Consider the following 26,654-nt stretch of genomic DNA (forward strand, 5'->3'; position numbering starts at 1 on the left):
TTCCTCAAGCACTTCCTCTTCATCTAACCCAACAGGGGAGATTCATGTCTGTTGTGAACAGTTCGCAAAAATTCATTGCGCGTAACCGCGCACCGCGCGTGCAGATCGAGTACGACGTCGAAGTTTACGGCTCGGAAAAACGCATCGAGTTGCCTTTCGTCATGGGCGTGCTGGCCGACCTGTCCGGCAAGCCAGCTGAACCACTGCCGCCGGTGGCCGACCGCAAGTTCCTCGAAATCGACATCGACAACTTCGACGAGCGCATGAAGGCCATGAAGCCGCACGTTGCGTTTGCCGTGCAGAACACGCTCACCGGCGAAGGCCAACTGATGGTCGACATGACCTTCGAGAGCATTGAAGACTTCTCGCCCGCCGCGGTCGCCGGCAAGGTCGACGCGCTTAAGCAACTGCTCGAGGCCCGCACGCAGCTTGCCAACCTTCAGACCTACATGGACGGCAAGTCCGGCGCCGAGTCGCTCATTAACCAATTGCTGCAAGACCCGGCGCTGTTGCAGGCACTGGCCAAGGCACCGAAGCCTGAGGTGACGCCGGTTCAAGCCGAAACCGAACAGACCGAAGCCTGAGCCACCCAGCTTCTTGCCTTCCTGACTTCCACCATTGAGCGAGCAATCCATGGCTTCCGCACAACAACAGAAACAACAGAGCGTCGCAACGGCTGACCAGTCCGACTTTGCGGCGCTACTGAACCGCGAGTTCTCCCCCAAGACCGACCAAGCCCGCGAGGCCGTTGATCTGGCCGTCCGCACCCTGGCCGAGCAGGCGCTCGCCAGCACATTCACCATGAGCGACGATGCCTACAAGAGCATCGAGGCCATCATCGGTGCGATCGACTCCAAGCTCTCCGAGCAGCTCAACCTGATCCTGCACAACGAAGACTTCCAGAAGCTGGAATCCGCCTGGCGTGGCCTGCATCATCTTGTCTCCAACACCGAGACCGACGAGAAGCTGCGCATCCGCGTGATGGACGTCTCCAAGGAAGAACTGCGCCGCACGCTGCGCCGCTACAAGGGCATCGGCTGGGATCAAAGCCCGTTCTTCAAGCGCGTCTACGAAGAAGAGTACGGCCAGCTCGGCGGCGAGCCGTACGGCTGCCTTGTTGCGGATTATTACTTCGACCATACGCCGCCGGATGTCGAGCTGCTCGGCTCGCTCGCCAAGATCTCGGCTGCCGCCCACGCCCCGTTCATTGCCGGTGCGTCGCCCTCCGTGCTGCAGATGAACTCGTGGCAAGAGCTGGCCAACCCGCGCGATCTGTCCAAGATCTTCCAGAACCTGGAATACGCACCGTGGAATAGCCTGCGCAATTCGGAAGATGCCCGTTACGTTGGTCTGGCCATGCCGCGTTTCCTCTCGCGTCTGCCGTACGGCATCAAGACCAACCCGGTCGATGCCTTCGACTTTGAAGAGGACACCGACGGCGCCGATCACCGTAAGTACCTGTGGAGCAACGCGGCGTACGCCATGGCCGTCAACATCAACCGCTCGTTCAAGCAATACGGCTGGTGCACGCTGATTCGCGGCGTGGAGAGTGGCGGCGTGGTTGAGAATCTGCCGTGCCACACCTTCCCGACCGACGATGGTGGCGTCGACATGAAGTGCCCGACCGAAATCGCCATCTCCGACCGCCGCGAAGCCGAACTGTCGAAGAACGGTTTCATCTCGCTAGTCCACCGCAAGAACACCGACTACGCTGCTTTTATCGGCGCGCAGTCGCTGCAAAAACCGGCCGAGTACTACGACGCGGATGCCACGGCCAACGCCAACCTGTCGGCGCGCCTGCCGTACCTGTTTGCCTGCTCGCGCTTTGCGCATTACCTGAAGTGCATCGTGCGCGACAAGATCGGTGCTTTCAAGGAGCGCGAAGACATGCAGCGCTGGTTGAACGAATGGATCATGAACTACGTGGATGCCGATCCGGCCAACTCCTCGCAAGAGACCAAGGCACGCCGCCCGCTGGCTGCCGCCGAAGTCGTGGTCGAAGAGCAGCAAGGCAACCCGGGCTACTACAGCGCCAAGTTTTTCCTGCGCCCGCACTTCCAACTGGAAGGTCTGACCGTCTCGCTGCGCTTGGTGGCGCGCCTGCCGTCGGTTAAGGAAGCTGCGTAAGCCTGACCCCCAGCTTTACCCCCTGAATCCAAGGTGGTTCCCAACGGACCTGTTACCGGCAGGCCCGCGGGGAACTGCTGCGGCCTTTGTTAGCAGTACCTGACGAAAGACTCAATACAACAAAAGGAGCTTTGCAATGGCACAGGACATCTTCCTGAAGATCAATGGCATCGACGGCGAATCGCAAGACTCGTCGCACAAGAACGAAATCGAAGTGCTGGTGTGGGACTGGAACATCGAGCAACAGTCGAACATGCACGCCGGCAGCGGCGGCGGTGCCGGCAAAGCCACCGTGTCGGACCTGTCCTTCGAGCACTACGTCGACCGTGCATCGCCCAACCTGATGAAGTACTGCCTGACTGGTAAGCACATCGACCAAGCCACGCTGGTGGTGCGAAAGGCCGGCGGCAACCCGCTGGAGTACCTGAAGCTAACGATGAGCGATGTGATCGTGACCAAGGTGGCACCGCGTGGTACCGCGACCGACGAGGCGCGTGTGCGCGAGAAGGTGGCGCTGTCGTTCTCCAAGGTCAAGCAGGAGTACATGGTGCAGAACGCCCAGGGTGGCAGCGGTGGTGCGATCACGGCTGGTTACGACATCAAGGGCAATAAGGAAGCCTAACTAGGCTTGCCCATCCGATAGCTGATTACATCGGGTGGGCACCACCTTGATTGTTCAAAAAAGACCAAGAGGAAATATAGAAATGAAAGGCAAACTGATCCTGGCAGCAACTGTCCTGCCGCTGTTGGGCCTTGGCGCATGCGCGCCCGTTACCAAGTCACTGTATTCGGAAATCTCACAGAAGGAATACAAGAACTACACAGAGAACGTGAGCCAGATTCTGGTAGCGGCCAATGGCTCGAAGATCGTCGTGCTTGGATCGCAGTACCACTACATCCTCGACACGCCGCCGCGTCTGGTTGAGGTCATGGACTCGCCGCTGCACCCGAAAGTAACGGCGCGCATGGAGCAGTTCAAGGTGACGCCGGAGTCGGACATGACCGGCGGCTTCACGCTGTCCTTGCCGGCGGATGCGAGCAGCGAGGAACAGCGGCTGGCACAGTCCTACGGCTTCTCAAAGAACGCCAGCGGACGCATGACGCAGTCGTTCCTGTTGAGCGGAAAACGCTACAGCGCCAAGGGGTTCACGATGCCTTCTGCGCTGGCCAAGAAGTTCAACCAGACCTACAGCGTGCAGATTCGTGAAGAGGTGCCGACCGGTGGTAAGGCCGCGCTGGTGCTGCTCACACCGCTGACGGTCGCTGCCGATGGGGTGTTGACGCTCCTGTCGATTCCGCTGGTGCCGCTGGGCATTGCAGGCATGGCCGCTGCAACAGCTATGAACTAGCAAGGTAGCTGGAAGCGCTGGATCAAGGGCAATCAGAAAGCGTGATATGTCCAGCCCATCTGACGGCAACAACGATTAGATGGGCAGCGCCACCAGTCATCACAGTGGTGTCTCAATCATAAGGAGTCGAGAGATGGGCGCAGCAGAAGAGATTTCCAACTTGATGGGCAGTCATCGCACAGTCAAAGCGACAAGCAGCGCGATTCCCGAATTGCTGGGCATGCCGCAGTTGGAATTCGTGCGCGTTTCGGGCCGCGAAGCCCTGAGCGAGCTGTTCACCTACACGGTGGATCTGCGCCCCGTCTCCCTCGCCGCCGATCAGTCCATGCTTGAATCCGATCTCGATGCCGCCATCGGCCAAGAGATGACGTTGTCGATTGAACTCGACGGCATGGGCGAGGGGTTACTGGGCGGCATTGGCGCGGGCGAGCGCCAGATCACCGGCCTGATCACCGCCGTAGAGCTGATCGGCGGTGTGGACAGCAATCGTCTCTATCGTTACACCCTGCGCCCCTGGCTCTGGCTAGCGACGCAGACCTCCGACTTCAAATCGTTCCAGAACAAGTCAGTCATCGACATCTTGGACGAAGTGCTGGCCGATTACCCGTACTCGGTGGACAAGCGTCTGGACACCCGCGTCTTCCCCAAGCTGATTTGGGAAGTGCAGCACGGCGAGACCGACGCCCACTTCATCCAACGTCTCACAGAAGAATGGGGCATCACCTACTTCTTCGAGCACGACGGTGGTCACCACCGGCTCGTCCTCGTCTCCGAATCCGGCGCTTGGAAAAAATTCCCCAGCCAGGCGTATCACGCGCTGTCGATCTACCCGCAAGGTTTCAAGGTCGACCAGGAGCACCTGACGCGCTTCGAGCCCAAGAATCGCCTGCGCACCGGCCGCGTCACCCTCAAGGACTACGACCCGCGCCAGCCCAAGGCCGATCTGACCGTCAGCGACAGCCTGCCACGCGACACCCACTTCTCAGAATTCGAGCGCTACGAATACGAACCCGGCATTTACGACAGCCGTGAAGTCGGCAACTTCCGAGTGCGCATCCGCGCGGAAGAGCGGCGTGCCAAAGGCCGGCGTATGTACGGCGCAGGCAACCTGCGCGGTATCGCCGCAGGTTGCACCTACCAGATTAGCAACCACGACCACGACGCCCTGAACCGCGAGGTGCTCATCGTCAGCACTGAACTCACGCTGGAAGACGTGGGCATTCATAGTGGCAGCACACAGCAATACACCTGCCGCGTCAAGCTGGAAGCCCACCCCACCGACGAAGTCTTCCGTCCGGCGCTGACCGCCCACAAGCCGCGCGTTCAAGGCATCCAGCGCGCCATCGTCACCGGCCCCAAGAACCAAGAGGTATGGACCAATGACCACGGCTGCGTCAAAGTCCAGTTCGAATGGGACCGCTACGGCAAGTACGACGAGAACTCCTCGCCCTGGATCCGTGTTGCCAACGGTTGGTCTGGCGACCAGTTTGGCGCCATGCACGTGCCCCGCATCCGGCAGGAGGTGTTGGTGTGCTACCTGAACGGCGATCCGAACACGCCCGTTGTGATGGGGCGCGTTCCTAACCAGCTCAACACGCCACCCTGGAGCCTGCCAACGCAGCACGCGCTCTCTGGTGTGGCTAGCAAAGAACTTTTCGGGCAACGGCGTAACCACCTGCTGATGGATGACACGCAGGGCCAGATTCAGGCCCAGTTGTCTTCCGATCACCAGACCAGTCAGCTCAACCTCGGCTACTTGACCAGCGTGCCCGGCAACCCCGGGCGCAGAGACCAACGTGGTGAGGGTTTCGACCTGCGCACCGACGGCCACGGCAGCGTGCGCGGTGCCAAGGGCCTCTTCCTCACCGCAGAAGGCCAGATCAACGCCGTGGGCGGTCACCTCACGCGCGATGAGTTCATCCGCTGCTTGGAAGCCGCGCTCGAAACCGCCAAGTCATTCGGGGACTACAGCAGCCAGCACGAAGCAGCACAGCCAGACACGGACCCGCAAAGCAGCTTGACCAAAGCTGTTCAGGAATGGGATGCGGGAGCCAACAACCACAAGGAAGCACCGGGGCATGGTGGCCAACCGCTGCTGGGTGCCTACGCGCCGGCTGGCATGGCCCTCGCCAGCCCGCAAACCATCACCAGCTACGCCGGTAAGCATATCGACACCGTGTCCAAGCTCAACCAGCAGTACACGGCCGGCCAGCAGTACGTCGTCAATGGCGGCACCGGCATCAGTCTGTTTGCCCATAGTGGATTTTGGAAAGGTATTGCCCACCGCGGCAAGCTCATTCTGCAATCACAGAGTGATGGCATGGACTTCAACGCCAAGACCGACGTGGTAGTAACTGCTACCGAGGGCAGCATCCTGGGTAATGCCAAGAATGGCATCACGCTTATGAGCGGCAACGCGGGTATCCGCATTGCCGATGGGTGTGTGGACATCTTTGGGCCGACACGCGTGCATGCCCATACGGGGAACTTTGATGTGCCTGGGCCTGAGGGTATCCAACGGGCACTGCCTCAGTTCGACTCGGGGGATACCGGGCGTAAGTTCCGCCTGATCCGGCCGGCGGATAGCCTGCCGGTAGCTGGCACGCCCTATCAAATCGTCAAGCAAGACGGCAGCGTCGTAAAGGGCGTCACCAATAGTCTGGGCGAAACCGGCCTGCATGAGTCTGAGGCAGCAGAGGCGCTGTCGATCTCCTTTGGTGAGGAGCAGCCTAGCCAGGAAGCAAGGATGGTCCACACCTCGTTGACGTTGGACGACGACAATCGGATGCGCGACAACGGGTACCAATACAAGCTGAAACAGTCGACCTACCAGATTAAGCGAGCCGCCTACTTGCCTGTCGAGGGCGTCGGTGCCCTTGGCGTGTTCATTATCTATGGAAATCTCAGCCTGAAATCCAGCGGGCCTGGCGATTCTCTGTGGGTAAACGGCATGGGCCTCACTAGCGCTAGCAAGAAGGGTAAGGTCGTTTTCTTCGCCAAGGCATCGCTGCGAATTAACGGAATTGACGGCACTCCCACCCCCTTGGGAATAAACAATGAAGCAGGTTTTTGGCCAAAGGATGGTTCGCTTCCCATTGGCACGGCAACCCTGACGCTCCCGCCTCCGGACCAGTCACTCAAGGTCGAGTTGGTACTCAGTGGAGGTTATGTCTATGAGGGCGAAGAAGGCCGTGCCGTGCCCGGTCCGTCCCAGGGATCGATCGTCATACCGATCGAGAGTGTCTATGTAGAAAGAAGGAACGGGAGTATCAATGTCTAGAAATCGAGCTTGGTTGTTGTCTCTGTTTCTGGCGGGTGCGGGGATTCTCGGCTGCACAGACAGTGGCGCAGGCGCGCGATCCGTTCCGCAACAAGTGGAACGGGTGTCAGCGCAATCGAGTGAAATAGCCTCCCAGGCCAAGCAAGCATCGACGCCTGAGTCGAAGCGCGCCTTCTTGCTGGCACAACAAGCGAGTGAGCTTGCCAACCGTAAAGACTACGCGGGCGCGTTGAGCAAGCTTGAAGAGGCGATCGCGATACGCGGCAACGTGCCCGAGTTCTCGATGATGCGCTGCATGTTGAGCGAGCGCATAAGCAACCAGCCGGAATTGGAATGCTATGCCAGCGTCGTGCGGACCTACGAGGTGAATGGCGCGCTTTGCGAAAGCAATTTGAACTGTGTGGTTGCCGCATCCATGGCATCGCTTCCAGAGGCGCAAGCCTATCAACGCCATTATCTCGAAGCCCCGAGATCAGTCGCAGATCAAGAGCTCACAGACATTGTTCTGAAAAGGTTCACGCGTGAGAAATATCTGCACACCATCTTGCCCTGATCAAGTTGCGACCGTTGCTTGCCGGCCCCAATAAGCCAGAAAACAATCCAATGACCGAAACGACTGCAGGCCGCCCGAGCGGCCCTTACGCCGAAGCGCTGTGTCTTCCCGGCAAACCACGCATGGACGTGGACGCGCCCCTTCCGTTGCCCGGCGTCATCATTTTCGTGCACGGAGTCAATTCCAATGGCGAATGGTTTGACGATGGTGAAATTGGCCTGCTGGCCGGGCTCAACGCACGCTTGCAGCGCAAGGATGACCAACTCCACCGCATCAAGGGCAGTGGTCAGCTTCAGCCCGCCAGCTATATGGGCGAGCTCACGGCGGATGGCTACATCCACCGTGACTTAAAGTCCACCAGCTTCATCAAGGAAGACGGCTACAGTCCGGTCATCCGCTTCCGCTGGGGTTACAAGGCCAGCAAAGCAGAAGTTGCCACCGTGGGCGGAAGCATCCTGCTTGATGAAGCCGATGCTTGGGGCGGCGGCCCCTTTGCCAACGGCTGCTCTGCTTTGCCTGACATGTTTGGCAATGGTACGGACACTGGATTGTTCCTCGGCCTTGCCGTGCAGGACATGAATACCAGCGACCGCCAGGTCTACAGTTGCCCGGCCCGACACTACCAGGCCTTTGCTGCATGGCGCCTCGCCAAGCTGGTCGCGCGCATCCGTGAGATTCATCGTGCGCAGTACGGCGGAAAAGATTGCCCTGTGACCGTGGTTTGCCATAGCCAAGGCAACATGGTCGGGCTGTGCTCGGCCTACTTCGGCGCCAATCATCCTGATTTGAAGGGGTGCGGCGTGGCCGACAACTACATTCTGGCCAATGCGCCCTATAGCGTGCAGAAAAGTGGGGCTGATAACTACGCGCAATACAACTGGCCTGAGTTGCAGGGGCGCGTCAAGCAGGAGTCCCGCTATGAAGGGTTGGCGAACTTCTTTGACATCGTGCGCAACTTCGAGCCGAAGCACTACGACACCGCTACTGTTGACGAACACCTCTGGAACCGCCGCCCTAAATGCGGAAGCCAGCCGAATACCACCGCGCAAGACGAGCAAGCCCGCAAAACACGAAAACGCGTGTTCCTGTACTGCAACCCGCACGACCGTGTGATCTCCATTGATACCGTCAAAGGCATGGGTTGGTTGGGCTTGAATGACAAAGACGTGCAAGAGACCCGTGCCGACGGCTTGCTATTCCAACGCGTGTGGGCCGAGGGCCAGCCCGGGCGGCCGTACAAGGTTGGCGTTGCCCCCACCGGTGGCGCTGGCGATTACTTCGACTACTGGAAGCAAACGAACCGCGCCGATCTGAACGAGAAACAGTTCTGGGCCCCGCGTGCAGACCAATTGCGCATGCAGGTCAAGGAGATCTGGGGCGACGAGCGCCGTAGTGTCATCGGCAAGGCAAATGCAACGCTCTGGGGATTTGTCTTCCAGGTCGTCCTGTGGGGCAGCAGCGCTGTGGGCGCAAAGCTTGCCAACCTGAATGCCAGCCCAGACGATGGCTGGAAGGTCCGTGTCAACGCGCCCGAAGTCCCCTGCAAGGGGATCGAGCCCAAGTCGCTTTATTTACCGGGCGGTGATGGTTCCTCATTCAGGCCTGGAAAGGTGCGCGAAGGCGATTCACGCATCGAAGGCCCGTTCAATCGGTACAAGGAATCCGCCAGTGATGCGTTGAACCCCAAGCGTCACACCTTCGAGGGAGAAGACCCCTACGCGGAACAGCGCAAAGAGCTGGGGCAGGGCGACACCGCCAGCGAAGCGGCCATGCGCTACGACCAGAACGCGGGCATTCGTCAACGTGCCCGGCGCGCCATCTATACCGACGGCGGGCATCGCCAATTACTTGGCCGTGCCGGAGTGCTGAACCCATGGGGCTTCACGGAAGAGGATGTGGGCAAGCTGAGCGCGCAGGGCCACGGCGACATAAAGGGCAGCAACTTTGAGTCGTTCGAGAAAACCGAGCGCATGGGCTTACTTGCCAAGGGCGCCAACCAACAGGCCACCAATCACTCGACTATCTTGACCAACCCCGACCACAGCGAGCACGTGCTGGCTTACGACGTGGATGTGGGCCTGTGCAAATTCAACAATGTGCAGATGAACCAACTGCGGAGGATGGCGGATTGGCGCTGGTGTAAGCCGAGGCCAGAAAAAGGCGACGACTTTCCGCCGGGCAGGAAGCCCGAGCAGGATAACGAATTTGAGTACTACGACACCGCAAAATTGAAGAGTAAGCCGCTAGCGGAACAGGACAAATTTGTCGCAGAGAAAGGCGCCCTAACTATTCTCCAGATCGCCCACAAGCGCAATCGGCTGCCTGTGTTCCAGGCCCATCACCAGTCAGGTAAGTCTGACACGCCCTACGTCTGAGGAACTGCATGTCTTACCTGTTTCGTTTGAGTTCGCACGGGCGCGTGTTCGCTTCCGCCAAGTTACTGGTCAGCGCCTGTCTGCTGCTCACCGCCTGTCACCCTGGAGTTTCAATGTCTGCCAACTATTCCCGCAAGCCCGTGGCGTGGCCACGGATGCAAACCGCTGCCGCACAAACCGATCCCGCCAAGGCACCCGCTGCCGTATTGCTGGGTGTGCAGTGGCTCAACCCGCTGATGTGGCGTGACTACCCCACCCAATGGAACCTGCTGTGGGCGCAGGGGCTGGCGCAGCCCAACGCGAATGACTTACAGGCGCCAAAGTTTAAGCTGGGGGATGCGGTGGGGGAGTTGACTGGTGGCATGGATCGTAACAAACGGCTGGAGGACTACCCCCAGGTCAAACGTGACAGATTCGTTGGGGCCTTCAACGACTTGGTCACTGCCCCACTAAGAAGCTTCCGCGCCTATCCGGCCGACCCGAACTACTTCTACTCCATCCGCACGGGCACATCTCGCCCAGACTTTATGGACGCGATCGTGTTTGCCGGGATGCCGCGCGAGTGGGTCAATACGCAGACGTACTATGACTTTGAGATCAAGGACAGTGGGATCGATGAGTTGCTGCGCGACCAAAAGAACATGGGCATTCCCGCCCCTAGCTATGGAGCATACGACGCAGCGCACGCCGAAGAGCGCATGCGCGATTACTTTGTCAACTTGCACAAGAATGACCGAGGCGAAACGGTACGTGGTGCACCTGCGACCGATGAAATGATCATTGGAGAGTCAACGCTGACGTTGAAAGGGGCACGGCGCTTGATCTATGGCAAGGTAGCGGAAGAATCCGAGGCCCGGAGCATGATGTTCAACCCCAACGGCAAGCTGCCGCAGGTGGTGCTCAAGGCCGGTGATGAAACCGTGGGTTTCTACGATCTGCAAGAAGCCCTCAAGTTTTTGGCGGCGAATCCCAACAAGCTGGTGTGGGTGTGGAACATGGATGCGCCCAACTACCCGATGGGCGAGCAGACTAATGAAAACACTGCCCTCCTGATCCTCGGCCACCCCAGCGCCGACTGGGGCTACACGCCGCTGGCCTCCATCTACACGCCCCAGCACCATGAAGGCGGCATCGACGCCAAGGCGGCCAACCCCGGCGGGGCGTGGAGCCCGTTGATGGAGGCCGTTCAGAAGCTGGCCGCGCAAGACCACCCCGTTGGGCGCGTCTACCACGACGTGCATAAGCACACGGCCAACATCACCACCTTGATGAAGCCGCTGCACGCCGCTGTCCACCAGCAATGGCCCGACCTAGACCAGATCGGCAACTTCTACAGCGTGTCTCAAGTGATGGAGGGTCCGGCCCGCGCCGCCAGCTTCGCTGTCAACACCGCCTTTGCTGCAGCCTATGCCAACCAGAACGGCAAGAGCGCCGTGGTCACCAGCGTGGCCGATGCCAAGGATAGTTGGGCTGTGCTGATTGGCCCGCCGCCGGGCTGGAAGCCGTCGCCGCCGATCACGCAGTGGGACCGCGCGCGCGGTGAGAGCCGGGCGTACTGGCCGTGGTTTGGCAAACCGCAGCAATAACGCCCAGCAATCGATCAATTTTCGTACAGAAATCAACATGTCCGCAGAAATCATCACCGTAGGCGACATCGGTACGCACGGCGCCGTCGTCATTACCGGCTCGCCCACCAGCAAGATCCGTGGCCGCGCCATTGCTCGCGAGGGCGATCTTGTCAACTGCCCCGCTAAGTACCCCGACGGTCGCCCACACGGCATCAACCGCATCGTGCGCGTGTCGGGCACATCCAAGGTCGGCGGCACGATCATGGCCCGCGCCGGTGATGGCACCGAATGCGGCTGTGTCCTGATGGGCAGCCCGCCCGCCCGCGCATGAAGCCCGTTCAGCGACCCTCCGCGCTGGGCGGCAAACGATTGTGGATGCTGGCGCTCGGTGTCTTGCTCGTGCTCTCCGGGTGTTCCACCGCCCCCGCCCAGCCCGAGCAAATGAAGCTCGACCTCGCAATCGAAGCCAAGGACACCCTCAACCCCGACGACAAGGGCAGGGCGTCCCCGGTGCTCGTGCGCCTGTACGAACTCAAGACCGCCAGCACCTTTGAGAACGCCGACTACTACGCACTCGAATCCACCGACCGCACGATGCTCGTCTCGGACCTGCTTGCGCGCGACGAATTCATTCTGCGCCCGGGCGAGTTCCGCGACATCGAACGCAAGCTCAACCCAGACACGCATGCGCTCGGCCTGCTGGTCGGCTACCGCGACCTCGGCAAAGCTACCTGGCGCACCGTCTACAAGTTGCCGCCTGCGCCCGAAGCTGCTTGGTACCGCGTCGCGATCCCCGCCCGCAAGGTCAAACTGCAGATCGTCCTGGACGAGCAAGCCATCACCGTATGCAAACCTGATTGATTTTCATGAGCTGGTACAACAAAGTCGTCTGGAGCGAAGGGCTGTTCCTGCGCCCGCAACTCTTCCAGCAGCAAGAGCGCTACCTGGAGCATTTCGCCCACATGCGCGCCGCTGCCCTGAGCCCATTCTTCTGGGGCTTCCACCACATTGCCATCGACGCGGAAGCGCTGGCCCTGGGCAAACTGGTCGTCTCCGGTGCCGCCGGCATTTATCAGGACGGCACACCGTTCGACGCGCCAGCTCACGCCAAGCTGCCCGCGCCGCTGGCGCTGCGCCATGAGCACCTGAACCAGATCATCTGTCTGGCCGTGCCCATCCGCACGCCCAATGCGGAAGAAACCAGCTTTGAAGATGCCCACGACTCGCTGGCACGCTATCGCAGCTTCGAAGAAGACCTGCTCGACGCTAACTCCATCGGCCAAGGCCCCAAGCTCGTGCAGTTGGGCGATTTGCGCTTGCGCCTAGTGCCGGAGAAAGAATTGACCGAATCATGGGTCGGCATGCCGCTGGTCAAGGTCACCGAGATCCGGGCTGACGGCAGCGCCAGGTTGGATGCCGGGCTGATCCCGCCAGTCAACGTCTACACCGCCAGCACCTTGCTGCAAACGTGGCTGGCCGAAGTCCACGGCCTGCTGCGCCTGCGTGCCACCTCCATGGCCGAGCGCCTCACGGCCTCCAGCACCCGGGGTGGAGACGCTGCCGAGATTTCTGAATACCTCATCCTGCAACTGTTCAACCGCTTCGAGCCCGTGCTGGAGCACATGCTGGCAGCCAAAGCGGATTCGCCCGAAGCGCTGTATGTCCAACTGACCGCATTCGCCGGCGAGCTGTCCACCTTCGTGCGTACCGCCACCCGCCGCCCGAATCCGGACTACCCCGCTTACCGCCATGACGAGCCCCACACCTGCATCAAGCCCGTGGTGGACGACCTGCGTTTTCTGCTCAATGTGGTATTGGAGCGCGGTGCCCAGCGCATCGAGTTGCGCGACCAGCAGCACGGCATCCGCCTAGCGGTGCTGGACCCGGCAGAGTTCGAGCGCTTCAACACCTTTGTGCTGGCCGTGGGCGCACAACTGCCCAGCGACGTGCTGCAGCAGCAATTCCCTGCGCAAGCCAAGGTGGGCCCCGCCGAGCGGTTGGCCGAACTCATCCGCTCGCACCTGCCCGGTATTCCGTTGCAGGCCATGCCTGTACCGCCGCGCCAGATTCCCTTCAACGCTGGCCAGGTGTACTTCGAGCTCACACAAGACCATCCGCTGTGGCAGCAGGTCCAACGCTACGGCGGGCTGGCACTACATGTCGCGGGGAGCTTCCCGGAGCTGCGGCTTGAACTGTGGGGGGTACGCTAATGGTCAACCCAGCAACAGCCGGTACCGCAAATCATCACGCCCGGCTGTCGGAGGCACCGCCCGGGGCTGAACAGGCGCACGCCACCTCTACCCAGGCCGCCAACGAGCCGCGCCAGATCAAACGCAAGCCGATCGAGCAGCGCGGCGAAAAGGCGCGGCAGGCCGTTAACCCGCTGCTGTCCGCTGCTCGTCCTTTGTTGCGTGCCGTGGCCGACATGCCAGGCACACTGCGTGTCGATCAGGCCGCACTCCTGAAGGACATGCTCTTGCAAGAGCTGCATGACTTCCAGACCGTCTGCGAACGGGTTGGCATCCGCCCCGAGCACGCACTTGCCGCACGCTACAGCCTGTGTACCGCCCTGGACGAAGCCGCCCAAAGCACGTCCTGGGGCGGTGGCGGTTCCTGGGCAGAGTCCAGCCTCCTTGTCACACTGCACGGCGAGAACGAAGGGGGCACCAAGGTCTTCCAAGTGCTGGGCCGTTTGGTCAACAGCCCCGAAGAACACATCGACGTGATCGAGGTGATCTACTACCTGCTCTCGCTCGATTTCCAAGGTCGTTACCGTGGCGTCACCGACGGTGACCGGCAACATTTCGCCATCCGGCAGAGCCTGCACGGGTTGATTCGCAAACACCGCGGCGCCGTGCCCCGAGAACTGTCGCCGAACCTGCCCGTGACACCGGCAGGGCGGTTCTCCATGATCCGCACCGTCCCGATCTGGCTGAGCGTCACAGTCCTCGGCTTGGCCGCCTTCGGCCTCTTCGCCTGGTACAAGTACCAACTCTCGTTGCGCACGCACGATCTGGAGCAACAGATCCAGGCTATTGCGCAGATCACGCCGCCGCCGCCGCCCAAGGTGGTCCTGCGTCTGTCCGAATTGCTCAAGGACGAAATTGCCCGTGGCCAAGTCCAGGTGGAAGAAGATGCGACGCACAGCGCCGTCACCTTCCGGGGCGACGACATGTTTGCCGGCGGCCGTGCCGACGTGAACGCCAAGGTCCATCCCCTGCTGGACAAGGTCGCCGCCGAAATTGCCAAAGTGCCCGGCAAAGTCACCGTCACTGGTCACAGCGACAACCAGCCCATCAAGACCGCCAGGTTCCCTTCGAATCAGATGCTCTCGGAAGAGCGCGCCGTGCACGTTGCCGAGTATCTCGCCACGCGAGGTGTGGCCCAGGGCCGGCTGGAATCCGTGGGCAAGGGCGACACCGAACCCGTGGCAGATAACGCGACAAGGGATGGCCGGGCGAAAAATCGCCGGGTGCAGATCGACGTCACGCAGTAATTGGATCTAGGTATGGAATTGTTGAAACGACTGCGCAACGCGCTCTTTAGTTGGCAGATGTTGCTTCTGCTGGTAGTCCTGCTGATCGCGGCGGCCGTGTGGTGGATTGGTCCGCTACTGAGCTTCGATGGCATCGTGCCGCTGGCGAGCGTCGGTGTGCGTGTCGCTGTGATCGTCTTGCTGCTGGCGCTGTACTTCTTTTTGGTGTTTGGGCTGCCCGTGTTCTTTGTGGCGGCGACCGCGTTGTGTTTGTTGATCTGGCACGCTGGCCCGCTGCTCGCCCTGAACGGACATCACCCGCTGCAAGACAGCACACCTCGCCTTTTGTTGATCGCCGTCATCATCCTCGTGTCGGTCGTCTATCTGTTCAGCCTGCTCTGGCGCAACATTCGCTCGGGCGGTGTGGTCCGGAAATGGTTGGATGCTAAGACCGAGGGTGAGCAGGCGCTGGCCCCCCAATCTGATGTCAAGGCTGTCACCAGCAGTGTCGATGCCGCCATGCGTCAGTTGAAGGCACTGCGCACCAGTAGTGGCCTCGCCCGGTTGTTCGAGGGCAAGCGCTACCTGTACGAGCTGCCGTGGTATCTCACCTTGGGTTTCGCCGAGACTGGCAAAACCAGCATCCTGAGCAATGCCGGCCTGCGCTTCCCCCTGGCGGGCGGCGGAAGTTCGCCCTCGCGCGCGGATGAAGACCGCAAGGCACCGGCGTGGCGCTTCGCCAACGAAGCGGTGCTGATCGACTCCGTTGGCAATTACACCAGCCAAGACTGCAAACCGGAGGCCGTCCACGCCGAGTGGGGCCGATTCCTCGGTTTGCTGCGCAAATATCGTGGCCGCGCACCCATCAACGGTGCCTTAGTTGCCGTCAGCGTGGCTGACCTAGTTCACCAGTCCACACAAGAGCGTGAGAATGAGGCGCTTAAAATCCGTAACCGCTTGATCGAATTGCGGCAGGACTTAGGCATCCAGTTCCCGATCTATGTCGTGGTAACCAAGCTCGACTTGCTGCCTGGCTTCGCTCAGTATTTTCAATATCTGGGCAGTGAGGGGCGCGCGCAGTCGTGGGGCTTTGGACTTCCGGCAGACCGCAAGCTCAAGCGTGGCGAATCGGCGCCCGCCATCGCAGATCTGTGCCGTACCGAGATGGCCGCCCTGGAGGCGCGCCTGATCGCAGGGGAGTCGGATCGTTTCAACGAAGAGTTCGACGCCGGTCGCAAGAAGGCACTGGTGAGCTTGGTCGAAGAATTCGATGCGCTGACGAACCCGCTGGCTGATCTGGTCGACCAGATCTTTGCGCAAAGCCGCTATGACAGCACACAGCACAACGCCATGCTGCGTGGTGTGTATTTCACCAGCGCGGCGCAGACTGGCGCATCGGTGAACGCTGCTGACGACACGGTGACGCTGCAGGTGCTGGATGCCGCGACGCTCGACGAGGCGCGGGCGTTTCAAGCCAGCTCAAGCACCGACAGCTACTTCCTGCAGGACCTCTTCAAGCGCGGCGTTTTCCCCGAGGCACACCTAGTTCGCCCGAACTTGCGTTGGGAGTTCCGCTTCCGATTGATGCGCCTGCTGGCCCATGCCATGGTGCTGGTGATCTTCCTGTGGCTGGTCGCCGGTTTTTATCTGAGCTTTGGGCACAACACGCACTATCTCGACGTGGTGCAGGAAAATGCCAAGGCACTGACTGCCAAGGTGGCAAGCTTCTACAAGAAGCCCGAGCCCGAGGGCACGCCGGCGTTGCTGGCCGAGGCGCACGATTTGCCAGCGTTTCCTGGCTTGGACCTGGCAGCTCCGCCGCTTCACTGGCGTTACGGCCTGTATGTTCCGCAACAGGTGCTGGCCGCCACCATGGGCACGCACGTCAAGCTGGAAGACAACCTGCTCGTACCGTACCTGGTGCGCCGAATGGAAACCGTGTTGTCTGCTGCCATCGCCGACAAGGACACCAAGCTCACCTACGACACACTGCGCGTCTACCTGATGCTCTACGACAAAGACATTTTCAATGCCTCCGACGTGCGCGGTTGGGTACAAAGCGACTGGGCGACCGGTGGCGGCGCGGACGCCTTTGGTGGCCGGATTGCCGTGGTCGAGCACCTCAACAGCTTGCTCGATGGCACGCGCCCGGTCCACTCGCCTTATGCCAAGAATGAGGACCTGATCCGTTCCGCGCGGGACTTCCTAGATGGTAATACCTCGACCGAACGTTTGTACGACCGAGCCAAGGCCGCCATGATGGAAGAGGCACCGGCGGATTTCACGCTGGTGCGTGCCATCGGTCCGCAAGCGGGTACGGTGTTCTCCCGTGCTAGCGGCGAGCCGCTGGAGCGAGGTATTCCGGGACTGTTCACCTATGCGGGGTACCACAATCTGTTCAACGCCCGTTTGCCCGAGTTCGTCAACAAGGCGCAGGCAATCGATGCGTGGGTGATGGGCCGCGCGGGAGCCAGCGCTCAAAAAAAAACGCTTGAGAGCGCAGCAGGCAAGCTGGCTGGCGATGACCCGGTGACTCGGGAAATCCGCCGCTTGTATCTGACCGAATATGCGCAGCGCTGGACGGAATTTCTGTCTGACGTCCGGGCCTTGTCGGGCAACAACCTCGCCTTTGACCTGGAAGTGCTGCGCAACTTCGCTGCGCCCGATTCGCCATTGGCGCGTCTGGGGCGCGTGGTGGTGCGCGAGACGACACTGAGCCAGCCGACCGAACCAAAAGACAAATCGCTCGCCGACAAGGCACTGGCTGCCTTGGACGGAAAGTCCGACAAGATCAGCGGCTTCGCAGCTCGCGCCGAAGCGCGACAGGAGCGCGAGCTGGTTGACAACAGCTTCGCAGCCCTGCGCGAAGTCGTGACCGGCCAAGCCGACGTTGCGGTCCCCAACGCGCAAGTCGCGAACGGCAAACCGCGACTGGACGCGATTGCGGGCATGGTCAACGCCTACTACACATCGTTGATGGTTGCCAGCAATGCGCTGGAGACCCGCAATCTGCCGCCACCCGCCGAGGCGGGCGCTCAGTTGAAGATGGAAGCTGCCAAACTGCCCGCCCCGCTCAAGGAGGTGTTGGCAGACTTGGTGGTGCAGGGCACGCGCGACGTCAATAAGGGGATTGGCGACATCCTTGTCGCCCAGATGAATGCCGTGATTGGCGAGAGCTGCCGTAGCGCTATCGACGGCAAGTACCCCTTCACGCCGAATGCTACACAGGACGTGGATACGGAGGACTTTGCGCGCGTGTTTGCGACCGGCGGTGTACTGGACGATTTCTTCCAGAAGGTACTGGCACCCTACGTCGATACAACCGTCTCCCCGTGGCGCTACAAGCTGAGTGCCCCCGATGTGCCGCCGGTGGCAGGGCCAAGCCTTAGTCCATTCCAGCGCGCCAAGGAAATTCGTGAGGTGTTCCTCCGCGACCCAGGTGCAAAGAAGATGGCGTGGAGGGTAGACCTGAAGGTGGTCGAGCTTGACCCGGAAATCGTTGAATTGAACATGGATTTCGACGGCCAGAGCCAGCGCTACGTTCACGGGCCGGTGAGTCCGCTCAAAGTGACATGGCCGGGGCCGCGAGGCGGGCAGGGTGCGGAGATCACGGCCAATCCGCGCGTGCGCCCAGAGACTTCCACGCTTACCGCGAATGGCCCGTGGGCCATGATGCGCGTGATTGCCAAGGGCAAACTCGCCAGCTCCGTGTCGAATAGCCATTTCCTCGCCGAGTATGACTTTGATGGGCGCAAGGCCAAGCTCGACATCAATACAGGCAGCTTGGCAAACCCGTGGACGACCGGGCTGCTGCAAGGGTTTCAGTGCCCGGGGAGGTCGGGTTGATGGCGAGTCAAACACAACCCAAGAATCATTTCCTTAGACTGGCGCAGCCGCTTTTCTGGCTCCTGGACGAACTGTCGCCCGAGTTGGAATCCGCAGCTCGCTTGGACACGCTCAAGTCTGAAGTCCGCACCAGGCTCAACGCCTTCAAGCAGGCTACCCAAGCTGCAGCGTTCAAGGCCGATGTCATTGAGGCGGTGCAGTACTGCTTCTGTGCCGCATTAGACCAAGCCGGAAGCCGTGTGCGAGGGCGTGCCGATAGTTTGCGGGGCGTCTGGGTGCAACACAGCTTGCTCGCCGAGTTCTACAAAGAGAACAGCCGCGGACAGCATTGCCGCGCGTGGATTCAGAAGCTGCAGGAAACGCCGAACGCCAGCAGCAATGCGCTGGAGGTGATTGCCCTCCTGATCAAACGCGGTCTGAGCGACGAGCGAGGCATGCGGTTGCCTGAAATCCAGATGCAGCATCGCGCAGTCGTCGAGCACGCGCCTATGGCTGCGTCAACATCAACCCGCAGTTGGACCCACGAGCGAGCCATGGCCTTAAGCGCGGAGGTCCATGAGATTGTGCTCCTTCGTCAAGAGGCACTGCCACACCGTTCTTGGCTTCCTGTTATCGCGGCGTTGGTTGTCATTGCACTGGTACTCGGGTTCGGAGCGGTGACTTACCTTCAGCATCTCGAAAAGCAGATGCTTGCCAGCCGGGTAAAGGCCCTGTCTGCCCAGCTACTAAAGCAACAAGAGACACTGGAGGAGCGCGTCTCACGCGCGCTGTCTTCCGAAGCCGGAGCGGCTCCCGTTGGTATTAGTGCCAAAGACGGTCGGATCTATCTGGCTTTCAGCAGTGACGAAGGATTCGCCTCCGGCAGAGCAGACCTCACTCCCGTGCTTGCGCGCCAGCTTGATCGGCTGGCCACGGTGCTTGCGGAGACGCGCGGCAAGGTCACCATCCTCGGGCATACCGACGATGCACCTGGCCCGCGAGATCGTATTGAGTCGAACTCCGCGCTGTCGACGGCACGCGCCATGGCTGTGGGTCGGCGTTTGCATGGGCATGGCGTTGCCCAGAACCGGTTGTTGATCATTGGCCGAGGCGCTAAGGATTCCGTTGGTGACAACCGTACCTCGGCCGGCAGAGCATTGAATCGGCGTGTGGAAATTGTTCTCGAAAATTTGCCGCATTGACATTAGACGATCAGCTTCGGTATCAGCGGCCTAGCACGCTGAGATAGCGGCGTATGGGCGCTTGGCGAGACCAGACACTGCGGTCGGTAGCCGCTTGCGCCGGCAGTTTTGCGGATGAGGGGAAAGCGATACTTGGTAGCAAATCCGTTGCCCGGCGGAGGTCCAGAGCGCTGGGACCGTCTGCGGTGGTGGCACCCAGCAATTAACCAGAAAGAATAAGCCAAACATGTATCTGCTCGGACGAACTAAGCATTTCGTATTCGGATCATTGACCCTATTCATGACGATTTCGTCCGCCCATGCCGGTCAGCCGTTGGTGCCTTGGCTTAGTGCAAACGGGCAATACGGTTTTGCCGATGAACACGGCGAGGTGGTGATTCCACCGCGATTCGAGCGAGCAGGCATGTTCAGCGAGGGAAGGGCGGCTGCCGCCGTTGGGGGCGCTGGGGCTATATAGATGAGGCCGGTCGCTTGGTCGTAAGCCCGCGATTCGATAGGGCTTATCGCTATCGTGATGGTGTTGCCACGGCGCTAAAGATCAAGAAGGGCATTGCGCATAACGCCACGGTCGAAGGGTCGCAAGGCGGCTGTGGGTTTGCACCGGTGCCGGCATTCTTATGCGGTCTTGGATCATCGAAGAAGAAAATGAGCCACTATGCATATCAGCAGTACGACCGTGAGGGCAAGACGCTGCGGGCTTGGACCAATATGCGAGGAAATCTGCCCATTGACGCTGCGGAGATTGCCGACGACCGGCTCCGCTATGACCGCGATCCCAGTGTCTATCCGGAGCCGCTGCGTCAATGGATGAACGGTGATGTCTTTGACGTCGCGCGCAGTGTCCCACCCCTTTTTGTGTTGCCGAAGGATGGTGGCATCGCCTTTTTTGATGCCAGCGGGAAACAGGTCAATTCCATGATTTATCAAGCGCCTTATTTCGACGATGTGATCGAGCCCTACATGGCTATTGAGCGTTCCAACGCTTGGCGGTTCCAGATTGGGCGCTTTCTCGTAAAGCGCGATGGCAAATACGGCTACCTAGATGAAAGCGGTGCGGAAGTCATTTCGGCTCAATTCTACGAGGCGTCGGATTTTGTGGGCGACTTCGCGGAAGTGCGCCAGCAGGCGGGCAAGACTGGCGGCATCATCGACCTCAACGGTGCGTGGGTGCTCCCCCCAATGGACCGATGGGATACCCACGCCTTAAGGGCGGTTACGCGATAACGAGCACGTACCCTAAGGGTTACCTTGATAAGCAACACATTATCGATCTGCGCACCATGCAGGTGTTACACACCTTTGGCAGAGACTCCGGCTACCAGGATTTGGAAATCATTGGCTACTGGGCAAACGCCGTCCTTCGTGTGCTTCGAAGCGGTACCGAATGGGTTGAAGATTTGGGTGTATGCGTACTCGGCTTGGATGGTCATGTCATTGGTTGCGGTTACGCCGACGCATCGGATGCAGGCGAGGGAGTGATTGCCGTCGCCGACGCCGAAAGACGATGGGGCGCTATCGATCATGCTGGTCATGTCTTATTTGCGCCACGCTATAAGACTGGTGAATCGCTCATATACAGGGATGCGCGAATGAACATCGGGCGCTCCAGTCCTTTCCGCTTTAAGGGCAACTACGCCGAGCTGCGCACCGTGTATAGTGACCGGCTGCCTTTTTATATTGATAAAGCGGGGCGCGAGTTCCGTGATGTCGCCGCGCCGCACCCATTGCGGACCTCAAGGTGGAACAACGATCAGGCGCATATCGCAAGGGCGATCTCGCTGATCGCTTACAAAGAGGGGCATGTTGGTCACGCCTTCCGAGCCGGGCTACGCTGCTCCAGCAAGTCGGTTCGGTGGTGATCCTCGTTTGTAACGGAGTGGACAGGTGCACGTCCAGTAGATTGCGTGCATCGCCGTCTTTGCGCACCTAGTCGAGGAGGTCACGCCGCACTCGGCCTGACGGGGTCACCTTTGGTTTTGGCGCGTCACGGCAATTCGATGTCCCGCGCATGCATTGGGGGCGGGGCATTCGCCGGGTGCGTGGATCGACATGGAATCATGCTGACTCAAAATCTCTGCATGGCGCCTACGCCACCGGTGAAAATGAAAAAGGGTTGCAGCTGAAATTCGCGGTAACCCTTCATTGGCCTGCCCAGAGGGATTCGAACCCCCGACCGTCGGCTTAGAAGGCCGATGCTCTATCCAACTGAGCTATGGGCAGATATGCAGATATGCAGGCTGCCCAGGCATACCAAAAACGCGCGGCCTCCGGGTGCCTGGGAGGCCGCGATTCTAACAGATGGGATGTTGCGCCGCGCTAATGCTGGGGCGGGATTTCCGGCGGTAGCTCCCCGGGCGGCAGTTCGATTGGGGGCGTTTGGGGTTCAGGGTCGTGCACCGGGTCGTGGGCCGGTTCGTCGGGCGGCGGCATTTCCGGCGGCGGGTGCGGGGGCTGTTCGGGCGGCTGCGGCGGCGTGATGTGGGCGCGCTTGGTCAGGTCGGGCAAAGCGGGCATGGGCTGCCTCCATACATGGGTCGAGTTCGGGTTTGCCCTGATCAAGCCCGCAAGCGTCGTTCCTGCGCATCATCCAAAAGGTGATACCTAAAATACGTACCCCCCAATTGGGGGGATTTTTGATACATTTCGTGGCGTCGGGTAGTGCCATACAACAATAACGTTTCATTCGAAATTCCGCGCAATGACGCGGAACACCGTGCCTATGCACGCCAAACGGGCGTGACGAAGCCTTTTGGGTTCGGCCAGACGGGAAATCAGGGAGTCTTGTTTGAGCAGCCATGGAGCGATCCATGGGGCTGCTGTGTTTCGCCATGGCTGCAGGGAGCCGGGGCGAGGCGCTAGCCATGGGGCAGGGAGGAAACAACAATGAGCACGCGTCATGCACGACGCCCGGCAGGGGCGTCCCGCAGTACCTACATCCGTAGCGCCCAGAGCGGGCGCATTGGCGACCGTTCCAACGCCAGCGATCATCGTCTGCCGCCCAGCGGCGTACCACGCATGCTGTTGTGGCTGCTGGGGGCAACGGTCCTCTTGGCGGTGGCGAACTACACGCTGAAGCTGTTCGGCTGAAGCAAGGCCGGATCGCCTTACAACACTTTCCCCGGATTCATCAGGCCGCGCGGGTCCAGCGCCTGCTTGATCGCGCGCATGGCCGCCAGTTCAACGGGGCTTTTGTAGCGCGCGTTGTCTTCGCGCTTGAGCTGGCCGATGCCGTGTTCAGCCGAGATGGAGCCGCTGTGCGCATGCACGCTGTCGTGCACGATGCGGTTGATGCCGTCCTGGTTGGCCAGGAACGCTTCGTGCGCATGGCCTTCCGGCGGCGACACGTTGTAGTGCAGGTTGCCGTCGCCAAGGTGGCCGAACGTCACCATGCGGATGCTGGGATAGGCTGCGGCCAGCGCGCGGTCGGTCACGTCAATGAAGTCTGCAATGCGCGAGATGGGCACGCCAATATCGTGCTTGATGTTCTTGCCTTCATCGGCCTGCGCCAGCGGAATATGTTCGCGCAGGCTCCAGAAGTCGCGCGACTGCGCCACTGATTCCGCCACCGCCGCATCGTCGATCACGCCGCGCGCGAGCGCGTCTTCCATGAGCGATTCGAACAGCGTGCGCGCGTGCGCTTCGCTTTCCAGATCGGACAATTCCAGCAGCACATATTGCGGATATGCCTTCGTAAACGGCACGCGCAGCTGCGGGTAATGCTTGTGCACCAGCTCCAGGCAAAACGCCGACATCAGCTCGAAGCCCGTCAGCAGCGTCCCTGCATGGCCTTGCGCCAGCGATAGAAACTCCAGCGCTTGCCGCGGCGATTGCAGCGCCGCCAGCGCCGTCACCTTGGCGCGCGGTTGCGGAAACAGCTTCAGCATCGCCCCGGTGATGATGCCGAGCGTGCCTTCCGCGCCGATCAGCAAGTCCCGCAGGTCATAGCCTGTGTTGTCCTTGCGCAGGCCACGCAAGCCATTCCACAGTTCGCCGTTGGGCAGGACCGCTTCGATGCCCAGGCAGAGCTCGCGCGCGTTGCCGTAGCGCAGGACGGCGGTGCCGCCCGCATTGGTCGCAAGATTGCCACCGATCGTGCAACTGCCTTCGGCCGCCAAGCTGAGTGGGAAGAGGCGGTCAGCATCTGCGGCGGCTTGTTGCACGTTGGCCAGGATGCAGCCGGCATCCGCGGTGATGGTGTTGTTGATGGGGTCGACGGCGCGCACGCGCTGCATGCGCTGCAACGAAATCACGACTGCGCTGCCTTCCATGTCGGGCGTGGCGCCGCCGCACAGGCCGGTGTTGCCGCCTTGCGGAACGATGGGCACGCCGTATTCGCCGCACAGGCGTACGAGTGTTGCCACCTCGTCGGGGCTGGCCGGGCGCAACACTGCGCGTGCGCGCCCCGTGAAACGCTTGCGCCAATCGGTAAGGTAGGGCGCCAGGTCTTCCGGCGCGGTCAGGACGTGTGTTGCGCCGATGGCATCAACGCAGGCTTGCAGGAAGGCATCGTGAGTCATGACGGGTCAGGTGCTGTGGCCGGCGCGGGCTTTTGCAGCGCGCTTGAACGGGCGCAGGTAGAAGATGGTTGCGGTAAAGAACACCACGCTGAGCGCCACCTCGCCCCATGCCAGAGAGCGCGAAAGCCCAACGTCCGATGTCGCCCGCACGATGCCTTCGGTAAAGAACAGCAGGATGAACATCGACGCCCATTGCATCGTGTAGCGGTTCTTGCGCAGCACGCCGGGCAGTGGCCACGCCAGCAGCAGCGCCTTCAGCGCCAGCCACGAGCCGCCCGGGCGCACGGGCGCGAGCCACAACTCCCACGCGGCGCACAGCACGATCAGTGCGATGAGGCTGCCTGCACTCAGCAGAGCCAGTGCGCGGGATTCGGTGACGGCGTTGTCGGCGGGAGTCATGCGGCGAGCTTCAGAGCAGTCTGCGCCAGCCTCCGGCCCATGGCCGTGGCGAGCGTGCGTTCGTGGGCGGTAAGCGGTGCGGTATCGCCGCGATGCGCGACGTGTGACGGTCCGTACGGTGTGCCGCCGGCATCGGTGGAAAGCAGTTCGCTGTGCTGATACGGCAGACCGAGCACGACCATGCCATGGTGCAGCAGCGGCAGCATCATCGAGAGCAGGGTGGTTTCCTGCCCGCCATGCATGCTGCCCGTGGAGGTGAACACGCATGCCGGTTTGCCCGCCAGCGCGCCCGCCAGCCATTGCGGTGTGGTGCCATCCAGGAAGTACTTGAGCGGCGCGGCCATGTTGCCAAAGCGCGTGGGCGAACCCAGCGCCAGGCCCACGCATTCCTCCAGGTCGCGTACTTCCACGTAGGGCGGGCCGCTGTCGGGCACGTCGGGCTGCGTGGCTTCGCAGACGGTGGAGACGGCGGGCACTGTGCGCACACGCGCCTGAGCGCCGTCGACGCTTTCAATGCCTTGCGCAATGGCTTCGGCCAATGCGCGCGTGCTGCCGTGACGGCTGTAGTACAAGACCAGGATATCTTTCATAACAAAGCGTTGAGAGCGTCGCGGTATTATAGTTGCGCCCCCCAACCCCGCCTCCAGCCTCATTTTTCATGCTTTTTGACACCCGTGCGCTTCGTCAATGGAATGCCGCCAAGCTGCGTGCGCTGGCGCGTTACGCCTTGCGCCGCGCCGGTGAAGATCGCCTTCCGCAAGTGGCCAGCAGCCTGACGTTCACGACGGTGCTGTCGCTCGTTCCCATTCTGACGGTGGCGTTTGCGCTGTTCACGGCATTCCCGATGTTCAAGAGCTTCCGGGCGGACATCGAGGGCTACATGTTCAGCAATCTCGTGCCGGGCAACATCAGCCGGCCGATCCTGACGTATCTCAACCAGTTTTCAAGCAACGCCAAGGGGCTGACGGCAGCAGGCCTGATCGGCCTGGTCGTGACCTCGGTGATGACCATGCTCACCATCGAGAACGCGTTGAACGCCATCTGGCGCGTGCGCCATCGACGGCCGCTCGCGCAGCGCGTTCTGGTGTTCTGGGCTCTGATGACATTCGCGCCGGTGCTGATTGGCGCAAGCCTGTCGGTTAGTTCGTACCTCGTGTCGATCTCGGCGGGTTATGTGCACAAGCTGCCGTTCGGCCTGGGTGTGATTGTGGGCTTGGTCCCGATCCTGCTTTCGGCGATTGCGTTTGCGATGCTCTACGTGTTCGTGCCGAACACCAATGTGGAGCGGCGCGATGCCTTCATTGCCGGCCTGATTGCCGCGGCGGCGTTTGAAATTGCCAAGCGCGTTTTTGGCGCTTACGTTGCGCATATCCCGACGTACACGGCCGTCTACGGCGCATTTGCCACGCTACCGATCTTCCTGACGTGGATCTACGTGAGCTGGCTGGTGACGTTGCTAGGCGCGACCATCGCGTCGACACTGCCGATCATCCGCCAGGGCTACTGGCAACGGCGCACGTTTCCGGGCAGCGAGTTCTTCGATGCGCTGGGTGTTCTGCTGCTGCTGTATCGCGCCCGCGAACAGGCACCACGTACGGTGGCCGAGCGTGATATCGGCCGGCGCCTGCAATTGGAAGCCGATTACCTGGCTGACCTGCTGACCAAGCTGAAGGCACTGCATTTGATCGGCAAGCTGCAGCAGGATCGCGGTGAGACCCATTGGGCGCTGCTTTGCGATGCGCACACGACCACGCTGCGACCGCTCTATGAAAGGCTGGTGCTGAGTCTGCCGCGCTTGCCGCGCACCTCGCTGGCACGCCATCTGGGGGACACGCACACGCTGGTCAGCCAACTGCAGAATCCTGCGCTCGATGCCACGTTGGAGAGCATTTTCACGACTGGCGAACGCGGCGTGGCGGCGGCAGCGCAGGCGGTTACGGCACCCGCGGCGTCCGCAATGGCCGCCGCCAGCGCCGGCGCCTGA

At 61.0% G+C, this 26,654-nt stretch carries 22 protein-coding genes and 1 tRNA gene; 19 read left to right on the plus strand and 4 right to left on the minus strand.

All coding sequences use genetic code 11. The features are described 5' to 3' along the window. The first annotated feature begins 44 nt into the window (after window positions 1–44). The 17 genes from tssB (at window position 45) to ACEN9T_RS15885 (ending at window position 21,613) form a co-directional block, all read left to right on the plus strand. Window positions 45–584 carry a type VI secretion system contractile sheath small subunit gene (gene tssB / locus ACEN9T_RS15805; RefSeq protein ID WP_413708216.1) on the plus strand — a complete coding sequence of 180 codons (540 nt, stop codon included), beginning with the start codon at window positions 45–47 and terminating at the stop codon, window positions 582–584. A 49-nt stretch (window positions 585–633) separates the two neighbouring features. Further along, a complete protein-coding gene (gene tssC, locus ACEN9T_RS15810; protein ID WP_413708217.1) occupies window positions 634–2,127 on the plus strand; it encodes a type VI secretion system contractile sheath large subunit in 1,494 nt (497 codons plus the stop codon). A gap of 136 nt (window positions 2,128–2,263) precedes the next feature. Then, window positions 2,264–2,749 (plus strand): Hcp family type VI secretion system effector, encoded by a 486-nt coding sequence (locus ACEN9T_RS15815; protein ID WP_413708218.1) that lies wholly within the window; start codon window positions 2,264–2,266, stop codon window positions 2,747–2,749. Between the two features lie 82 nt (window positions 2,750–2,831). After that, window positions 2,832–3,476, plus strand: coding sequence for a hypothetical protein (locus ACEN9T_RS15820; RefSeq protein ID WP_413708219.1), 645 nt, complete (start codon window positions 2,832–2,834; stop codon window positions 3,474–3,476). Window positions 3,477–3,609: 133 nt separating this feature from the next. Beyond that, complete coding sequence (locus tag ACEN9T_RS15825; protein WP_413708220.1) at window positions 3,610–6,756, plus strand: type VI secretion system Vgr family protein; 3,147 nt, start codon at window positions 3,610–3,612, stop codon at window positions 6,754–6,756. A gap of 16 nt (window positions 6,757–6,772) precedes the next feature. Then, window positions 6,773–7,309, plus strand: coding sequence for a hypothetical protein (locus ACEN9T_RS15830; protein WP_413708221.1), 537 nt, complete (start codon window positions 6,773–6,775; stop codon window positions 7,307–7,309). Window positions 7,310–7,359: 50 nt separating this feature from the next. After that, window positions 7,360–9,684 (plus strand): DUF3274 domain-containing protein, encoded by a 2,325-nt coding sequence (locus ACEN9T_RS15835; protein ID WP_413708222.1) that lies wholly within the window; start codon window positions 7,360–7,362, stop codon window positions 9,682–9,684. 8 nt (window positions 9,685–9,692) lie between these two features. Next, window positions 9,693–11,270 carry a hypothetical protein gene (locus ACEN9T_RS15840; protein WP_413708223.1) on the plus strand — a complete coding sequence of 526 codons (1,578 nt, stop codon included), beginning with the start codon at window positions 9,693–9,695 and terminating at the stop codon, window positions 11,268–11,270. A 37-nt stretch (window positions 11,271–11,307) separates the two neighbouring features. Beyond that, on the plus strand, window positions 11,308–11,583 hold the full coding sequence (locus ACEN9T_RS15845) for a PAAR domain-containing protein (RefSeq protein ID WP_413708224.1): 276 nt from the start codon (window positions 11,308–11,310) through the stop codon (window positions 11,581–11,583). Further along, complete coding sequence (tssJ, locus tag ACEN9T_RS15850) at window positions 11,580–12,113, plus strand: type VI secretion system lipoprotein TssJ (RefSeq protein WP_413708225.1); 534 nt, start codon at window positions 11,580–11,582, stop codon at window positions 12,111–12,113. Before ACEN9T_RS15845 ends, tssJ begins: the two co-directional genes overlap by 4 nt. A gap of 5 nt (window positions 12,114–12,118) precedes the next feature. Then, a complete protein-coding gene (tssK, locus tag ACEN9T_RS15855; RefSeq protein ID WP_413708226.1) occupies window positions 12,119–13,462 on the plus strand; it encodes a type VI secretion system baseplate subunit TssK in 1,344 nt (447 codons plus the stop codon). Then, window positions 13,462–14,748 (plus strand): type VI secretion system protein TssL, long form, encoded by a 1,287-nt coding sequence (tssL, locus tag ACEN9T_RS15860; protein WP_413708227.1) that lies wholly within the window; start codon window positions 13,462–13,464, stop codon window positions 14,746–14,748. The genes tssK and tssL overlap by 1 nt, the downstream gene beginning before the upstream one ends. 12 nt (window positions 14,749–14,760) lie before the next feature. After that, complete coding sequence (gene tssM, locus ACEN9T_RS15865) at window positions 14,761–18,573, plus strand: type VI secretion system membrane subunit TssM (RefSeq protein ID WP_413708228.1); 3,813 nt, start codon at window positions 14,761–14,763, stop codon at window positions 18,571–18,573. Continuing rightward, window positions 18,573–19,754 carry a DotU family type IV/VI secretion system protein gene (locus ACEN9T_RS15870; protein WP_413708229.1) on the plus strand — a complete coding sequence of 394 codons (1,182 nt, stop codon included), beginning with the start codon at window positions 18,573–18,575 and terminating at the stop codon, window positions 19,752–19,754. Before tssM ends, ACEN9T_RS15870 begins: the two co-directional genes overlap by 1 nt. 280 nt (window positions 19,755–20,034) lie before the next feature. Continuing rightward, the gene (locus ACEN9T_RS15875) at window positions 20,035–20,211 is read left to right on the plus strand and encodes a WG repeat-containing protein (protein WP_413708460.1); all 177 of its coding nucleotides are present in this window, start codon (window positions 20,035–20,037) and stop codon (window positions 20,209–20,211) included. A gap of 14 nt (window positions 20,212–20,225) precedes the next feature. Then, entirely contained in the window at window positions 20,226–20,978 is a 753-nt protein-coding gene (locus tag ACEN9T_RS15880) for a WG repeat-containing protein (RefSeq protein ID WP_413708230.1), read from the plus strand. A 56-nt stretch (window positions 20,979–21,034) separates the two neighbouring features. Then, a complete protein-coding gene (locus ACEN9T_RS15885) occupies window positions 21,035–21,613 on the plus strand; it encodes a hypothetical protein (protein WP_413708231.1) in 579 nt (192 codons plus the stop codon). A gap of 284 nt (window positions 21,614–21,897) precedes the next feature. On the opposite strand, the gene ACEN9T_RS15890 is transcribed toward ACEN9T_RS15885, so the two are convergent. Beyond that, window positions 21,898–21,974: transfer RNA gene (locus ACEN9T_RS15890), tRNA-Arg, on the minus strand. Between the two features lie 663 nt (window positions 21,975–22,637). Between ACEN9T_RS15890 and ACEN9T_RS15895 the strand changes: the two genes are divergently transcribed. Next, a complete protein-coding gene (locus ACEN9T_RS15895; protein WP_252691360.1) occupies window positions 22,638–22,841 on the plus strand; it encodes a hypothetical protein in 204 nt (67 codons plus the stop codon). 17 nt (window positions 22,842–22,858) lie between these two features. On the opposite strand, the gene ACEN9T_RS15900 is transcribed toward ACEN9T_RS15895, so the two are convergent. The 3 genes from ACEN9T_RS15900 to wrbA are packed head-to-tail and all read right to left on the minus strand — an operon-like array spanning window position 22,859 to window position 25,260. Then, window positions 22,859–24,271, minus strand: coding sequence for an FAD-binding oxidoreductase (locus ACEN9T_RS15900; protein WP_413708232.1), 1,413 nt, complete (start codon window positions 24,269–24,271; stop codon window positions 22,859–22,861). A gap of 6 nt (window positions 24,272–24,277) precedes the next feature. Further along, complete coding sequence (locus ACEN9T_RS15905) at window positions 24,278–24,670, minus strand: DUF2069 domain-containing protein (RefSeq protein ID WP_092969949.1); 393 nt, start codon at window positions 24,668–24,670, stop codon at window positions 24,278–24,280. Continuing rightward, entirely contained in the window at window positions 24,667–25,260 is a 594-nt protein-coding gene (gene wrbA / locus ACEN9T_RS15910) for an NAD(P)H:quinone oxidoreductase (protein ID WP_045203206.1), read from the minus strand. The genes ACEN9T_RS15905 and wrbA overlap by 4 nt, the downstream gene beginning before the upstream one ends. Before the next feature lie 68 nt (window positions 25,261–25,328). On the opposite strand from wrbA, the gene ACEN9T_RS15915 reads away from it, so the two are divergent. Continuing rightward, a complete protein-coding gene (locus ACEN9T_RS15915) occupies window positions 25,329–26,654 on the plus strand; it encodes a YihY family inner membrane protein (protein WP_413708233.1) in 1,326 nt (441 codons plus the stop codon).

Source organism: Ralstonia sp. Ralssp110 (genome assembly GCF_047325135.1).
Lineage (GTDB): Bacteria > Pseudomonadota > Gammaproteobacteria > Burkholderiales > Burkholderiaceae > Ralstonia > Ralstonia mojiangensis.

Coding starts and splice junctions, on each gene's coding strand:
- tssB (WP_413708216.1), top strand. CDS start 45: ATGTCTGTTGTGAACAGTTCGCAAAAATTCATTGCGCGTAACCGCGCA.
- tssC (WP_413708217.1), top strand. CDS start 634: ATGGCTTCCGCACAACAACAGAAACAACAGAGCGTCGCAACGGCTGAC.
- ACEN9T_RS15815 (WP_413708218.1), top strand. CDS start 2,264: ATGGCACAGGACATCTTCCTGAAGATCAATGGCATCGACGGCGAATCG.
- ACEN9T_RS15820 (WP_413708219.1), top strand. CDS start 2,832: ATGAAAGGCAAACTGATCCTGGCAGCAACTGTCCTGCCGCTGTTGGGC.
- ACEN9T_RS15825 (WP_413708220.1), top strand. CDS start 3,610: ATGGGCGCAGCAGAAGAGATTTCCAACTTGATGGGCAGTCATCGCACA.
- ACEN9T_RS15835 (WP_413708222.1), top strand. CDS start 7,360: ATGACCGAAACGACTGCAGGCCGCCCGAGCGGCCCTTACGCCGAAGCG.
- ACEN9T_RS15840 (WP_413708223.1), top strand. CDS start 9,693: ATGTCTTACCTGTTTCGTTTGAGTTCGCACGGGCGCGTGTTCGCTTCC.
- ACEN9T_RS15845 (WP_413708224.1), top strand. CDS start 11,308: ATGTCCGCAGAAATCATCACCGTAGGCGACATCGGTACGCACGGCGCC.
- tssJ (WP_413708225.1), top strand. CDS start 11,580: ATGAAGCCCGTTCAGCGACCCTCCGCGCTGGGCGGCAAACGATTGTGG.
- tssK (WP_413708226.1), top strand. CDS start 12,119: ATGAGCTGGTACAACAAAGTCGTCTGGAGCGAAGGGCTGTTCCTGCGC.
- tssL (WP_413708227.1), top strand. CDS start 13,462: ATGGTCAACCCAGCAACAGCCGGTACCGCAAATCATCACGCCCGGCTG.
- tssM (WP_413708228.1), top strand. CDS start 14,761: ATGGAATTGTTGAAACGACTGCGCAACGCGCTCTTTAGTTGGCAGATG.
- ACEN9T_RS15870 (WP_413708229.1), top strand. CDS start 18,573: ATGGCGAGTCAAACACAACCCAAGAATCATTTCCTTAGACTGGCGCAG.
- ACEN9T_RS15875 (WP_413708460.1), top strand. CDS start 20,035: ATGACGATTTCGTCCGCCCATGCCGGTCAGCCGTTGGTGCCTTGGCTT.
- ACEN9T_RS15885 (WP_413708231.1), top strand. CDS start 21,035: ATGCAGGTGTTACACACCTTTGGCAGAGACTCCGGCTACCAGGATTTG.
- ACEN9T_RS15895 (WP_252691360.1), top strand. CDS start 22,638: ATGAGCACGCGTCATGCACGACGCCCGGCAGGGGCGTCCCGCAGTACC.
- ACEN9T_RS15900 (WP_413708232.1), bottom strand. CDS start 24,271: ATGACTCACGATGCCTTCCTGCAAGCCTGCGTTGATGCCATCGGCGCA.
- ACEN9T_RS15905 (WP_092969949.1), bottom strand. CDS start 24,670: ATGACTCCCGCCGACAACGCCGTCACCGAATCCCGCGCACTGGCTCTG.
- wrbA (WP_045203206.1), bottom strand. CDS start 25,260: ATGAAAGATATCCTGGTCTTGTACTACAGCCGTCACGGCAGCACGCGC.
- ACEN9T_RS15915 (WP_413708233.1), top strand. CDS start 25,329: ATGCTTTTTGACACCCGTGCGCTTCGTCAATGGAATGCCGCCAAGCTG.